The organism is Candidatus Latescibacter sp. (genome assembly GCA_030692375.1).
GTDB lineage: Bacteria > Latescibacterota > Latescibacteria > Latescibacterales > Latescibacteraceae > JAUYCD01.
This window is the reverse complement of sequence record JAUYCD010000170.1, coordinates 1-14758: the sequence shown is the minus strand read 5'-3', so window position 1 is coordinate 14758 and position 14758 is coordinate 1. Positions and strand designations below refer to the sequence as shown.

11 protein-coding genes are annotated in these 14758 nt (G+C 46.6%); 4 read left to right on the top strand and 7 right to left on the bottom strand.

What is annotated here, in order from left to right; all coding sequences use genetic code 11:
- Positions 1 to 22: 22 nt before the first annotated feature.
- Positions 23 to 3028, top strand: coding sequence for a glycoside hydrolase family 2 TIM barrel-domain containing protein (locus tag Q8O92_10220; GenBank protein ID MDP2983689.1), 3006 nt, complete (start codon positions 23 to 25; stop codon positions 3026 to 3028).
- A 68-nt stretch (positions 3029 to 3096) separates the two neighbouring features.
- Positions 3097 to 3438 (top strand): hypothetical protein, encoded by a 342-nt coding sequence (locus Q8O92_10215; protein ID MDP2983688.1) that lies wholly within the window; start codon positions 3097 to 3099, stop codon positions 3436 to 3438.
- 522 nt (positions 3439 to 3960) lie between these two features.
- On the opposite strand, the gene Q8O92_10210 is transcribed toward Q8O92_10215, so the two are convergent.
- Both Q8O92_10210 and Q8O92_10205 read right to left on the bottom strand, forming a co-directional pair.
- A complete protein-coding gene (locus Q8O92_10210; protein ID MDP2983687.1) occupies positions 3961 to 5004 on the bottom strand; it encodes a carboxypeptidase-like regulatory domain-containing protein in 1044 nt (347 codons plus the stop codon).
- Positions 5005 to 5069: 65 nt separating this feature from the next.
- Complete coding sequence (locus tag Q8O92_10205) at positions 5070 to 5456, bottom strand: cupin domain-containing protein (GenBank protein MDP2983686.1); 387 nt, start codon at positions 5454 to 5456, stop codon at positions 5070 to 5072.
- Positions 5457 to 5674: 218 nt separating this feature from the next.
- Here Q8O92_10205 and Q8O92_10200 point away from each other — a divergent pair, with 218 nt between their 5' ends.
- The gene (locus Q8O92_10200) at positions 5675 to 6598 is read left to right on the top strand and encodes a cupin domain-containing protein (protein ID MDP2983685.1); all 924 of its coding nucleotides are present in this window, start codon (positions 5675 to 5677) and stop codon (positions 6596 to 6598) included.
- 70 nt (positions 6599 to 6668) lie between these two features.
- Here Q8O92_10200 and Q8O92_10195 read toward each other — a convergent pair whose 3' ends face one another.
- The 3 genes from Q8O92_10195 to Q8O92_10185 form a co-directional block, all read right to left on the bottom strand.
- A complete protein-coding gene (locus tag Q8O92_10195; GenBank protein ID MDP2983684.1) occupies positions 6669 to 8354 on the bottom strand; it encodes a cupin domain-containing protein in 1686 nt (561 codons plus the stop codon).
- Positions 8355 to 8379: 25 nt separating this feature from the next.
- Positions 8380 to 11688, bottom strand: a complete 3309-nt coding sequence (locus Q8O92_10190; protein MDP2983683.1) for an N-6 DNA methylase — start codon at positions 11686 to 11688, stop codon at positions 8380 to 8382.
- A gap of 148 nt (positions 11689 to 11836) precedes the next feature.
- Positions 11837 to 12172 (bottom strand): hypothetical protein, encoded by a 336-nt coding sequence (locus tag Q8O92_10185; protein MDP2983682.1) that lies wholly within the window; start codon positions 12170 to 12172, stop codon positions 11837 to 11839.
- A gap of 125 nt (positions 12173 to 12297) precedes the next feature.
- On the opposite strand from Q8O92_10185, the gene Q8O92_10180 reads away from it, so the two are divergent.
- A complete protein-coding gene (locus Q8O92_10180; GenBank protein ID MDP2983681.1) occupies positions 12298 to 12822 on the top strand; it encodes a methyltransferase in 525 nt (174 codons plus the stop codon).
- On the opposite strand, the gene Q8O92_10175 is transcribed toward Q8O92_10180, so the two are convergent.
- Together Q8O92_10175 and Q8O92_10170 are read right to left on the bottom strand one after the other, a co-directional pair.
- Positions 12809 to 13438, bottom strand: coding sequence for a carboxypeptidase regulatory-like domain-containing protein (locus tag Q8O92_10175; GenBank protein ID MDP2983680.1), 630 nt, complete (start codon positions 13436 to 13438; stop codon positions 12809 to 12811). The two genes, Q8O92_10180 and Q8O92_10175, sit on opposite strands and share 14 nt — an antisense overlap.
- 141 nt (positions 13439 to 13579) lie before the next feature.
- Entirely contained in the window at positions 13580 to 14191 is a 612-nt protein-coding gene (locus Q8O92_10170; protein MDP2983679.1) for a hypothetical protein, read from the bottom strand.
- Positions 14192 to 14758 lie beyond the last annotated feature (567 nt).

The following is a 14758-nucleotide window of genomic DNA, read 5'->3' as shown; positions in this document are numbered from 1 at the left end:
CAAGAGACCAAGGAGAAATCAGGTGAAACGCTACACAACACGATTAAACGGAACATGGGAAATCAAGTTTGATCTGGAAAACAGGGGGATGAATGAGGGTTGGGCCGAGAATGAAAGCCGGAAGTACGATCGAAAAATTGAAATTCCCTCTACATGGAATCTCATCGAACCCGAATTCGAAGGAATTGCCTTCTACCGTAAAAGGTTTGCAGTTGAACCGGAGTTCTGTGGAAAGAAAATACAACTAAGATTCGGGGCAGTTAACTACTATGCCGAAGTATGGATCAACGGTATAATGGCTGGAACCCACGAAGGAGGATATACTCCGTTTACATTCGATATCACACCGTTCATCCGGTACAGCCCGGATAATATCCTGGTGGTCAGAGTGATTGATCCGCCCAACGACGGCTCCGGAAGAGAGGTCGAAGGTTTGCGGCACATGGAAATTCCTTCCGGCAAAGAGAGTTGGTATGTGAATTTCTCCGGTATATGGCAGGATGTCGAACTCATCATCACGGAAAACACGTATATCAAGGATGTATTTGTCTTCCCCGATCTCAAAAAAGGAATGGTTCGTGTCCGAATGACGGTATACAATGATGTGGATTTCGATGGCGCAGTGGAATTTAAAATCACCACCCCGGATGGTGTATCCGAACTTGCCCGTCAGATACGTCCGGTCATTCTCGACCAGGGGACAAATATCATTACCCTGGATGTGCCGTTCGGAGATTACCGGCTCTGGACCATTGAAGAGCCGGTACTTTATCTGCTGACTGCCCGGCTGGCGATAAAAAACATAACGGTTGACGATCTTTCCACTACTTTCGGGATGCGTAGTTTTGAGATGAAGAACAACTCTTTTTATCTCAACGGCAAAAGAATCATTCTCCGGGGTCTCCTCCACCAGCAGCAGTATCCGAAGAACCTTGCCTACCCCGAATCAAAAGAGGAAGCCCGCCGCATTGTCCGGCTTCTCAAGGAAGGAGGCTGGAATCTCCTCCGCATTCATATCCGGCCAACCACACCTGCTTTCCTCGATGTCTGTGACGAAGAAGGAATGCTTATATTTGAAGAACCGGCCGTCGGCTGGATTGTTGAATCCGACCGCCTGCGTGACCGTGCGTTCACAGAGGTCCGTGACATGGTACAAAGAGACCATAATCATCCCTCGGTGGTCATATGGGGTATTCTGAATGAGTCAGGAGTGCGCGGAGCGCCGGATATTCTGGGCAGAACAAAGATGTACTGGAACCAGGGAGAGCTTGGCATCCAGAAGCTAAAGCCAGATCTGGCCCGTATAATCCGTGACGAAGATCCCAGCCGCTTCATCACCGATGACAGCGGAGCGACTACCTGCAATTACTACCTGCCGGAGAGTTATGAACCGGTGAATTATTATGATAATCACCTCTACATGTCTTATCCCTTGTCCCATGCCGGATTCGAAGTATTCCGTAATCTGGGGCGGACGGAAGATTTTTTCCACTCTCATCAGTTCGAAAGCTTCCCTCTCAATCATCGCATCACCGGGGGGAGTCCGGAAAAGCTGTTCATCCAGAGCGAGTTCGGCTGCGGGGGCATTCCTCTCTGGCCTGAGGTACTTCCCACATACGACGACCATTCCGGAGTGACCTACCGTGACGAAGCGGTGTATCGCCGGATAGATGGCCTGCTCCGGGATTACTACGATAGAGAGCTTGCCGATGTATTTCCCACCTACGAGGATGCGCTCCGTGAAACCCAGCGTATTCAGGCTCTCTCAGTACGGCGCATGATTGAAGCTCTTCGCTCGAATCCCCTGGCGGCGGGATATATCTACACTCAGCTTCATGATAACGATTACGAGTGCAATGCCGGGATACTCGATCCTATTTTCCGGCCCAAACTTGCCTACAATGCCGCCCAGGAGGCCAATCGACCGCTTCGCATCGTTCTTGAAACTTACGAGCGGGTCGTATATCAGGGGGGAGAATTTATCGTCACCGTCTATCTGGTCAATGATACCGGGATTTTCGGCCACATGGAGATGGAACTGACAGTCACTGCGCCCGACGGGAAACTTATCCGAAACGACTGGCTCCGTGTTCAAGTGCGCGAAGGAATACAGGAAATGTATACCATGGTGGTGCGCGAAGCCAATCGTGAGGGAATCTACACCACACGCGCTTCACTTTTCGCTGATGAAAAAATGCTCGACACAGCCCTGTACACAAACCAGGTTCTGTCGCCGTTCAAAGATACTTCCCAATCCGTTACTTCTGCCAGGAGAACATCGGAAATCAGGAAAGCCGGAGGCCCGGCTTCTAACCCCCAGCCGTTTTATCTGGTCGCTTTCAAGGGAAAAGTCCAGGACTGGCTGGAAAAAAACAGCGTGAAATTCAAAATCCAGTTCCCCAAACCGGGGAAAGAAGGAACACCGAGTGAAGATGATACGGATTTCTATGTGGTTGAACCGATGCACGAAGAAAAAGACCTGACCGACAACCGCATTGCCCCGGTCCTCGAACATGCGCGGAGAGGAGCAACCGTGCTCTTTCTCGGCCTACCTGTCATCTGCCTCTCGGATGAGGACGAAAAGCTTCAGGAACTCCGTGAACAAGGGAAATACATCTGCTGGTGTTCTCCGGCAGAACTGGAGACCGATACATTCGGTTTCCGGATTCAGTTCATCGACTCCAAACCGCGTTTTGTCGGGCCTTACCATTATTTCAAGAAACATCCCGTGTTTGATGGTCTGGACGCCGGGCACATCCTCGACGACCGCTTCAGCCGTATCATGCCGTTTTCCTCGCTCAGGATCGAGGGCGCAGAGACTCTTGGCGGTGTTTTCGGTACCCCGGTCGGGTATCATTTCAAAATCAAGGGCTGCGAACATGCCCGTGATCCGCGGTTCGGCGCCGATCTATGCATTGTGCAGTATGAGAAGGGGAAACTCATCTTCAGCACCTATCAACTGGAACAGAACCTGGGGAAAGACCCTGTGGCAGACAGGATTTTGTGGAATATGTTGAGGGAGCTTTAAAAAACTGAAATCTGGAGGATGAATTTGTCGAATTCACATGAATTTAATTCTATCAGGGAAGTAGTACTATGATCATTGTCATGAAACAGGGCGCCGGTGAAGAACAGATACAGGAAATTGTCAGGCTTATAGAAAAGCTCGGTTTCACTCCCCATCTGAGCCGCGGCGAGGTTCGCACCATTATCGGCGTTATCGGGGGCAAGGACAAAAGTAACATTCAACAGATATTCGCTTCGCTCGATAGTGTGGAATCGGTTATCCCCATTCTCAAGCCGTTCAAACTGGCCAGCATCGAGATGCACCATGAACCGACTGTAATGGTATCATGGTTGAAGTGCATGACCGACCGGAAGAGGCATTTTCAGACGGCCCGCAGTCTCTCAAACTTCCCGATTTTGCCCGATGTGTAAAAGAAGTTGCAAAGATTGCGGCGGTGATGGGAAGAAAGATGTAACCATGGACTATTCCGTACAATGATAGTTCCCCGCGGGTTCAGACTCCCCGTTTTTCCCTTTCGATTGAATGTTTGACGCTCCCAAAAAAATAAGGCCCGAGGGGAATGAGCCGGGCCTTAATCGTACCATGCCGCAAGAGGTGTTGCATCACAGCAAGAAGTTAGAAGAGGGAACTACTAACTTATTATTACTCCGGTGATTAAAGAGTGACATCGGATGACGTCATGCCGAACTTGTTTCGGCATCTATTCCAAATATTGGTATCAATCAATTATCAGGTGAATATAAGGAAAGGCCATGGAGGGGAAAATGCCGAGGTGAAAACAGCGCTTTATATTGTCCCGCAACATGATGACTGTCATGAGCCCCTGTGAATTTCCGAAAATGATCGATTTTTTCTCTTTTTATGAAAAAACCGCAATAAAAAAACCACCGCTTTTCCTGGCGGTGGTTTTTAGACAGATAGAGTCTTGGTTTTTATTTCGGAATCGAGTAGCTGACAAGCGCCATAGATTCTGTCGAGACGCTCTTTACACTCCCTGTCTGAGCGGTATAGACATCCTCTTCCTTCACCAATCCCACATTGGGAGCGAACCATATTGACATTACATTCGTATCGGAAGAAACCACATTATTTGAAGTACTCTGCCAGAGTGATGTGATTTCATACTTTGCACAATTCTGGAAGCTTCCGGCTGTAACCGTTGCATTCTCCAGCCCAATGTATTTTCCGGTAAAACTGACCGTAACTCCGTTCTGGGTAAGGCTGTAGATAGTATACGATGTTCCCGGATTGATACCGAATTTAAACATGGGAAGTTCCAGATTGGCGTTTATCATGGAAGTTTTGTTAATACGGGCTGGTTTTGCGGTTTTTGCAAGGCTCAGATCGACATTTTCCATGAATAAATATGCTATGTTGTTCTCAATTCTTACATAGGAAGTATCGCTATAATCCTTATAGGACTTTACCGATATCAAATAAGTCTTACCGCCGCTTATCTTGGTTCCTGTCACTTTTTCGGTATAGGTGTCATCGAAAGTATATGTTCCGGAGACGGAATGGCTTTTGTATGACCAGGTCGCCCCGACTTTATAGGGAAGATAAAGGTACGCTTCCGTGGTTCCTGTACCGCTGCTGGTCTGGGTTCCTATTAAGGGTGTTACTGCTACGCTCGCTCCCTTCACGGTAACGGCGATGCTTGCCTGGTCAAAGGTATATCCGCTTTTTACCGCGGCAACAGAGTAATTACCGTCGGCAAGGTTGCTGAAGCTGTAACTCCCGTCGGTTACCGTTGTGGCTGTGAGCTTGATGTTGTTGGGGCCGGTTAATGTCACGGCGACCCCGGACAGCCCGGTTCCACTGGTGCTGCCGGTTTTAACCGATCCGGTGATGCTGTATGATCCGCCGGTTCCGTTATTATTATTGTTGTTCGTATCATCCTTCTTGTCGTCGCTGCTGGTCAGACAGCCGGCAATCAGGAGCAGTGTCACCGCCGATAGCGCTAACAGTTTTTTCATAACATTCTCTCCTCTTTTTGTGTGTATTCCGCCAAGATAATTTGGCGTGATCAGTAATATCCGCGTTAATCCGCGGCCTTTTTTTCTTCTGCTTTGTATCCGAGCATTACCGCTGTTTTTTCATGGACAGCCAGCGCCGGAACAAAGATATCCAGACTGGAGGCTTCCTCATCTCCGATCACATGGCCGCCGTGGGCCTGACCCGGTTCGAAGGTTATCATGTCGCCCGGACTGCCGATCACTTCGACACCGTCCACCATGAACCGCATGGTTCCGGTCAACACAAAAATATACTGGGTTTCGGTTTCATGAGAATGCGGCGGGTTGAAAGGACCAGGTTTTACAATATTGTAGGTGAAAGAGCAGTTACGGCCCATGTAGACTTTTCTTTTGGCCAGCTCGTTCATGACAATAAAGGGTACATCTTCGGCCTTGGCGATGAGACGCGGCATAGGTTCTCCTTTCCTTGTGCTGTTTGAGTGATAATATATATTCGAGATGGGGGAAAGGGGAGTTTTTTCATGGGAAATATTCTTTACAAAGAAGTTGATAGAATATTATACTGTAAAGCGGACTGATGCGTATTATTCATAAAACTTTACTGAAGATGCAGAAAGCGATTAACTCTAGAAAGTTTTTTCATACTGCTCATCGAAAGAGGGGGTACGCAATGACTAGAAAAAAGTTCTTTCTCTCAGCTCTCGGCATAACCTTTGTTCAAGGCGTGGCAACTGCGGTTTTCGCCCAGGATACCCCAAAACATCCTTTGTTCGGCCGCAATGATCCTTCCAAGTACATGGACGCCAAATTCGGCCACGGCGGCGCGGGATCGGTCCGTTACATGGAGCTCACTCCCCGTGACAAGTTCAAAACCCAGTTCCTCTTCGTGCACCGCGGTGTGCTCATGCCCAAAAGCGGCCTCGGAGAACACGTGCACCGCAGAATGGAAGAGATGTACTTCGTCCTGGACAACACCACCTGCCAGTTCACTGTGGCTGGCCGCACCGCCGAGCTTCCCGGTCCGGCGATGGCGCTCTGTCCGATGGGGTCGTCCCACGGCATCTACAATCCCACCGATCACCCGGTGGAGTTCATGAACATCGGGGTCACCCTGGAAAACCGTCAGTACGATGCGGTGGATTTTGCCAAACAGAACGATCTGGCTGAAAGAAAGATCGAATCTCCCCCGCCCTTCCTCTGGAACCACATCGACAAAAACGCCCTGCATCCTGTGCCCGCTTTCTATAACGGCAAGGGGCAGATGTACATTCGCTCCCTCTGGACTACCGAATCCTTCCGAACCAGTTGGGGATTTATCAATCACTACCTCATTCCCGCCGGAAACTCCATCGGCTACCACCAGCACAAGGTCATGGAGGAGGTCTACTACATCTTTTCCGGAAGCGGCCGTCTTACCATCGACGACACAACGCTCGATGTCAAAGCCGGGGACGCGGTTACCTGCCCTCTCGGAAGCTCTCATGGTTTCTACAACAATTCCGGCAAGGATGCCGAGATCATTTCCATTGCGGTGCCGATGGAAAAAGGGAAATACGACGGGATCACTCTCAATGATGATCTGACGAAAAGGTGAAAGAGAGTAGCAAAGCGACAAAGTGACAGAGCTGCAAAGTAAAAAGACAAATACCTTGCCTTATCATTTCCTATTTTCTCGGCTCGTGATCCCTGAAACGGGCGAAATAGAAGAGCTTCACAGAGTGATCTGAAACATTGAAATTGGCATGAGGAGTCTTCCCGTCGGGAGGTATCATGAAAGCGGTTCCCGGCGCCTGCGGCCAAATCTGCATTCCGAGCAGCACATAGGTATCGGTATCCAGGGCAACCCAGACCTCTTCCGTGCCTTCCTGATGGCTGTGGGGCTGGAAGAATGTCATGGGGCTGAACTCGCAGGTAAGCACCGATTCCAGGCTCCCGAGGCCATCGGAAGTCTTGAGCAGCGGTTTCACGATGCCCACCCAGTGGGAGGTGGTCGAACTGACCGGCGTGGTGTTTTCATCCACCACCAGCATATCCCTGTTCGGGCGGAAACCGGCGGGACAGGGCTCGGAAATGAGGTACATCTCCAAAGGCTCGCTGCCGTTGTTTTGCATGGTGAATCCAAGGTTTTCCGGCATGAGGATGGTAATGCCCCGGGTGAGTTCGACTGTCTTTTTCCCGGCGGTAACCGTGCCTTTGCCTGAAATGATATAGAAAATCTCCTGCTCCCCTTTCAACGTGGTCGGAATAGTCTGGGAGTGCGCATACAGGGAGGCATGGGTGAACCGGTTGACATACTTGAGAACGGTTCCCGTACCCGCGGGTTTCATCGGGTCGCCCTTAAGAAGGACTTCCCGCTCCACCAGGGAGCCATGGGTATTCCTGGGCAGGGAAGCTCTCCAATTCCGGAAGAACATGACGACATCCTGCCTCCGGTCCTTGTTCCATACTACATCGGCGAGCTGACTGTACGATGGGGCCTGGGGCGACTTTTCGGGAACCACCATGAACCAGAAGGTCAGCACTGGTTCTTTGCTCAGGTTGATAGTGGAATGAGGTGTCATATTATCGGAAGGGATCTTATATGCGGTACCCGGAGGAAACAGCCGCAGCTTTTTCCCCAGGAGAATGTAAGGGTTGCCCCTCACAGAAAACCAGATTTCTTCAGACCCCGGGCAGTGACTATGCGGCTGACCCATAGTCATACCGTCGAACCAGACCGGCGCCACACCGCTCATCGTCGCCAGCCCGTCCTTTTTCATGAAGATCGCTTTGGGAATATGGGACCAGTGCCCGCTGACACCGCCGGGCATGATGTTTAAATCCCGCACCAGCATATCCTTGTTCGGGGTGAAAGTTGACGGAACCGGCTCGGAGATGATGTACATGGTGAGCGGTGCGCTGCCGGTATTTTTCATGGTGAACTCCAGATTCGGCGGCATGAGAACCCCGATCCCGTACGCAAGCCTGGCGGTCTTTCCTCTGGCTGTGATGACGCCCTCGCCGGTATCTATGAAGAATACTATCTGCTCTCCCTTAAGAGTGGAAGGAACAGTGGCGTTCCCCCCGCTCAACGAGCCGTAGGTCAACCGGTTGATGAACTGCAGTACCGCTCCCCGGGTACGCGGGTGCAGTGAGTCGCCATCGTTTCTGGTGAGGAGATCGCGTTCGATGAGAGTCCCGAACGTGTGGCGCGGAGAAGATTCCTTCCAGTGGCCCATGAACATATCGGGATCGGGGTCTTTACGGGGATCGAATGGCCGCGGGTCGAGTTGGCTGTAATCCGGCGGTGTCTTGGCGAAAGCTAAAGAAGAGAGGAGAAAACACGACAACAACACAAGCATTTTGGGCATGGCAATCCTCCTTTTGGACAAATTGCTAGAGCTTCATAATCTCCGCCCAAAGAAGATGCCGCAATTTGTCACGCGTTTTAGTGCTTACAATCGATTCAAGGTAAGAGTCAATGATTTCATCGTGCGATCTTTTCAGCGCTTCTATTTCGGGTAAAAGAGCTTTCAAGTATTCAACATTTTCCGGTATTTTCACTTCATCCAAACCGATATCGAGAAAAACCTGCAAATACCTTGCTTCATCCTCCGAACCGCATGATATATAATCTTTCCCTGATTTTAATTCATACCCGAACAATCCATTCCTGATCTCGCTGGTTTTGGTGTTCTTCAAGAGTGTTACTGTTTTTAAAGTATCCATTCCAAGAATTTTTTCTTCGTAGAATTTACCCATTGTTTTTTCACCGAGTTTCTCCAAAACAGTATTGATAAAGGAAGATATATCTATTCCTTCCTTTGTCTTGTTGCCGTTTTGGAGGCTCTTTGCCTTATCAATTCTCGATTTAACCAAATCCACAACCGCTCGATATACCTCAAGCTGTTCCGCTTCCGTAAGACCAAGAATATCCCCCATGATAATTTTATCAAGTTCCCGACGGTCGGGATTAACCTTATCTAATGACACCTCTTCTATGGAATCAGCGCCGAGTTCTATAAAGCAAGAAATGTGTTCATAATTGGGATTTTTTATCAACCAGCAATTGAGCTTATCAATAATTTCTGGTTTAATATCTCTCATATTCAAGGCGAGGAATTTTTCAATATCTATCCCTTCAGTTTTTAATGCTCCTTCCCCAAGGTTTGTTCGTCCGCCTATTTCTTTTATTAAGATTGATAGGGTAGAAATAAAGAATAATGACAGGGGCTTGATCCATTCATTCTGTTCCGGACGAATCTCAAAGAGATTATGGTCTACATAGAATTTATTGTCGTTAAGTGTTATTAATTGGCGATCATTATGTACCATAGGATGCAAAAAACCTTCGGGGTCCCATTCACCTAATTCATACCACCGTTCTCTTCCTGCACATGTTGTTCTTTGATTAAACCCTGATCGCTCACCAGTTTTTATGTATCTCAAAATATGGGTGTTTTTTAAATCTGCGCGGTCTTTATGTATCATCAACACACGAAATTTCAAGTCTTCCGGATTTATTATGATAGATTTGCATTCACGGGGAGATTTTATCAAATAATTTGGTATCCACTTCCCCGCTTCATCCTGGTGCATCCAATACTCTTTCTCAATTCTTTTCCGCTTTATCTCTTCTTCGGTGAGATAGAAAAACTCATTGGCGCCGGTTTTTATTCCAAATCTAACAGATGCTATTTCTTTTAAAGGAACAAGAATGTCTTTCCCTTTTTTGAGGATTGTAAAATAAATCTCAGGCGCCCGCAGATATTTTCCCCACTTGGAACCGACATATTTATTCTCATTTGGATCAAACCCCTCCTCCCATAGTTCTTTCTGAAGAATGGGAGAAATACGCAGATCCTCATTTTCATAAAAACCGGAATGATAGAGAATCATTCTTTTCAGTTTGTCGATTTCATTCAAACGATCAACCTGTTTTTCCCAGACATCCTGCGCGGGAGGAATAAGTTCCCGTAACGGTTTTTTTAAATAAACAAACCGGGCGAGGTTTTCATCGCGAGCTGTTTTGTTGCCGCATTTCTGGAGAATGATGATGCCGGTGTTTATATCGGCATCTTCGAACCACCGTTCAACCTTTGATTCAATGATGGCAACAATCTTATATGTATTGAGAAAGAACTCCTGTAGACCCTTGCCATAGTCTACATCGAGCCAGGAATTGGAGACGATGAATCCAAAATAACCGCCGTCAAGTAAAAGCTTTGCGCCATGAACAAAGAAATATGCGTGAATCCCGGCTCTTTTCCCGATTTCGGCCAGCTTGTTTTCTCCCTTCAAATCCATTACCGCTTTTTTAATGAGCGATTCTTTATAATCGCTATCCTGCGGGGATATCTCGCTCATTTCTTCCTGGCGCGTGTAGGGAGGATTTCCGACAATACAATTGAACCATCGCGGATACACTATTTCCCGTTCATCTTTGCCCAGAGTTCTGGCTCTTTTTTTCCTCCAGGTATCAGGGTCAAAACCTTCTTCTCCGACGTGAACCGCAAAAAAATCCTCCTGGAGGATATTGGGATAATTTGTATTGACCCCTAAATCTTTGATTGCAAGGTTAATTGTAGCCAGATGAGCCGGGAATTTTGCGATATCGTTTCCCCAAAGCTTATCCAGAATTTCTTCATGAGTCAATCTTGGATTCATGAGTTTCTTGTGCTGGTATGCTCGTACAAGAAATGTTCCCGCTCCGCATGAAGGATCGAGAACCGTATCGTCTTCATGGAGCATACAAAATACGAGGATTATATCCACTATATCGGAATTGGTAAAATACTGCCCCATGTGGTGACGTTCGGATTGAGGAATAAGACGTTCGAAAATCCTTCCGATAACATCATACCCTAATTTCGAGAAATCATACCGGGACAGAAGCTTGGTAAATTCTCCAATTTCCTGAACTACTTCCTCAGAGTTCGGGAATGCCAGAGAGTCGATAAAATCTGCTGTATAGATCGTTTCATAATCGATGTCAAGAACTAAATTGAAATATCCCTGAAGAATGGATTTAAGCAGGGATCCTTTTGATGTGTATTTCGGGATATTCAGAGGGTCGAGGTCTTTTGGTCTTTTGGCATGGAGTAAATCATAAAAAAGAATCTTGTTTACCAGCAGGTAGGCTGTTTGCCGTGCCGCTTTATCGAAATCCTGAGGCTGCCAGGCAAACGACCATCCCTGATCCAAAAACCATTTTTTTAACTGTTTTGCAAATGCTGCATCCTTGTGGCATTGATCTTCGATAATTCCACGGTAATATCTCGTGAGTACGCTTATTTTTTCCTGAATTCTGTAAACCAGGAGTTCGTCTATCGCCAGTTTTGGTTCATGCTCTTTACCGGAATACACATTCGAAAGTTTAATGAGAAATTCTTCCAGTTTTTTCTTGATAGGCTCGCTGTATCTGGTTCTTTCAATATCATCCATGCTCTCCAATTCAGAGAGCGTGAAGATATGAATAATTTGTTCTTCTTCCGGCCTTTGCTCATTAACCTTTTGAGTATTATACCAGACAAGTTTCTTGAAGTTGGTCAGAGCAAAATACGGCGCTTTTCTGCTGACTGCTTTCTGTCTTGCGGGTTCTTTTAATTCCATTTCGTTGAAAACGTCCCATTGAGGCGGTTTTGCTTCTATCACACATACTACTTTATTACTTCTTTGAGACTCAAAAATCACCGCATCAGGCATTTTTCTGTCTTCCCCCGATGTTTCAACATCCGGGGGGCCGAGCTCTATTTTCTTTTCCTCGATGATATTTCTCATCCAGTGCGTAAGGACCGCCACAATTGTACGTTCCGTCTTGTGCGGATCAACCTCAAAAGGAGCAGGCACTTTTTTATTTTTCATGGTCTTTCAACACCTCAAGCACGATTCTTCTGGCAATTTCAAACACTGCGGCAATTCTCACTATTTTTGTTTCGCCGATGCCTTTGATTCTAGTGAACTTGTCGAAAGGTTGATCCGACATTCCACGGAATGATCCGAATTTTTTTATGATTTCTTCTGCAATTTTTTCTGCGGGCATACCCTTTACACCCACGCCAATAATAATGGACAATAGTTCTGTGTCAGAAAGACTCTCTGCGCCCTGTTCCATGAGCTTGCCACCCGGATGATGCCATCGCTCAGTATCCGGGGTATCCTGAATTTGAGAAAGTGTATTTTTTTTCATGGAAATAGAATACACAATAAAGCTGAAAAAGAGCAACCAATTTTTTTGGTTTTTTTACTTTTATGTTTGCAAGAAGATTGATTTTGGTGTATAAAAAAGCTATTTTAGAAAAAATTGGAAAAATTATGAAAATACGAAAAACATTACGTCTTCAAATAGGATTCCTGGCAGGTATGGTATTTCTGTGGCGGGCGGAACCTACCCTGGTGAGCTTTTTGGTCGGACTGTTTTTCATGGCGCTGGGGGAATGTATCCGGTTTGTAAGCGCCGGCACCCTGATAAAATTCGAAGGAGTAACCCGTAACGGTATCTATGCTTTCACCCGGAACCCGCTTTATGCCGGTTCCTTCCTCATCGGACTGGGTGCATGCGTCATGGGGAGGGATCCTCTGTTTGTCCTTCTGTTTATTCTCCTCTTTCCGCCTCTTTATTACCAGGTGATAAAAAGTGAAGAGGCATACCTTACCGTCCGGTATGGGGAAGACTATCTGAATTATCTTCATGAGGTCCCCCGGATTATACCGCGCCGTTTCAGTTTGGGCGCGATTCTCAGAGAAACGTCGCCTTTCCTCGCGGTAAAAAACCGTGAACTTATCACCTTGGCCGGCTTGATTCTGGTTCTGCTGATCATGATATTCAAAATGAGCTGATCGAAAAAGGAACATCGTTTTGATCGGTCATGCCCGGCCTTTCCTTTCCGATAATCCGAATCATACAATTCTTTGTAGGGAGGTCCGGGACTGACCATACATACAGTCCTTCCTCCGCATTAATCACTTCTCCAAGGGTATACCAGTGCCGTCCGCTGTTTATGGAAAATTCAAAGCGAACGTGTTCTATTCCATAAGCCTCCCATCGAATCACCACGTCGGTTCCGGCGATTACGTGTTCTCCTCCTTGTGGATAGAGCAATTTCAGGCAGTGGGAAGGCAATGCCAGCATAATCCTGCCGGTAATTCCGCTCTCAATGGAAACCGTGGCCGAAACAGATTTATATCCTTTCTTAACGGCAGAGATTGGGAAATGAAAGCCAACTGGAAGAGTGGAAAGAGCAAACCCGCCCCCAGAGTCGGTATAAGCGGTAAAAACCTCCAGCCCCGCTTCCACAGTTACCAGAACACTGGAAATACCCCGGCCTGTCTCGGCATCAACAACTTTACCGCTCAACCTGCCGGTCTCAATTGCAAAACTGGTTACACCTGCGAACAGAACAGCCATAATGAAAAGAACCACACTGATGAAAACCTTCGGCGGATTTGAAATCATGGTGTGACACCCAGTTCAAATGTAAAGAGAGTTGTGAAAAATAATCTTTATTATAAAAAAACCCGGAATACTAACTTTCCGGGTTTTTGTTTTTTTCCGGGGTCTTCGCCTAAACGAAATCCGGATTTATAAAAGAGTTAATTACTTCTTGGGAGCGGCTTTAGCCGGGGCTTTGGCGCCCTTCTTGGCTTTAGCTTCTTCTATCTTCTGAGTGATTCCCTGCTCAGCCGCGGCGATCTTGCCCTTCAAAGTATTGGCATTATTGTAAGCATTCAGAAAAGCTGAATTTCCAATGTCAGCAGTGACAGCAGCCAAATCTTTGTCGAAACCGGCGGCCATTTCATCCATCTTCTTTATTTCATCTTTAACAATGACCTTTTTGGCTTCAGGAGTCTTCATCTGCGCTTTAAGCTTGGCAATCTCAGCGCCAGCAGCATCCGCAGCCTGTTTGGCGACTTGCGGAGCTTGGGCAATAACTGCTTCATCCAAAGCTTTAACAAGGGCATCCATGGAATCAGCTTTGGCAGTAGCAGCCTTGTTCTTCTTCTGATCCATCAGGCTGTTCAGATCGGACATTCCAGCCGAAACCTGTTCGTACTGAGGAGTAGCAAATACCTGTGCGCCCTGGCCCTCCAGTTTGGAAATCTGATCTTGAAGCGCTGCAACTTTCTCCGTGGGAGGTTTGGCGCAACCTGCAAAAAGTATTACTCCGAGAGCTATAGCAAGAGAACCTACAATAATAATCTTTTTCATGATTTGAATCCTTTCTTTCATTGAGAAGTAGTTGACAGTTATGTAACTACTCACCGGTTACCAAAATCAGAGAAATAACAGTTTTACTTTGTAAAACACTGACTCAGCCTTTATCCGTTGCTTTTCCGGAAAAGGCTATTAACGTACTTAAAAGAAATGCTTCTTTAGCGTTTGTCGATTTTTCCCTCCTTTCGTTTACCAGTTAAGATAAACAGCGCAAGGATAAATAATAATATAACATTTTTTTTCAAAGAAAGAAAGAAGAAAATTCAATAACCCTGCCGTAAATCTTAACGGGCGATAATATAACATATTTCATTTAAGATACATACAAGTATTTTTGAATTTTACATAAAAGCTTTAGAAAATTATCTTTGTTGGATAGTATACTATACAATATTAACATTCTATACAATATTTATTTAAGGTTCTTCTCCAAAAGAGTTGGTAAAAAATGCACTTATAAGGGTTGCATTGAGGGAATGATCTCAATCCAACCCGAATTGAAATATTTTATTAGTTGCTGTCAAGCCCAAGCAAGTCAGCCTTTGGCTGAGGCTTGACAGA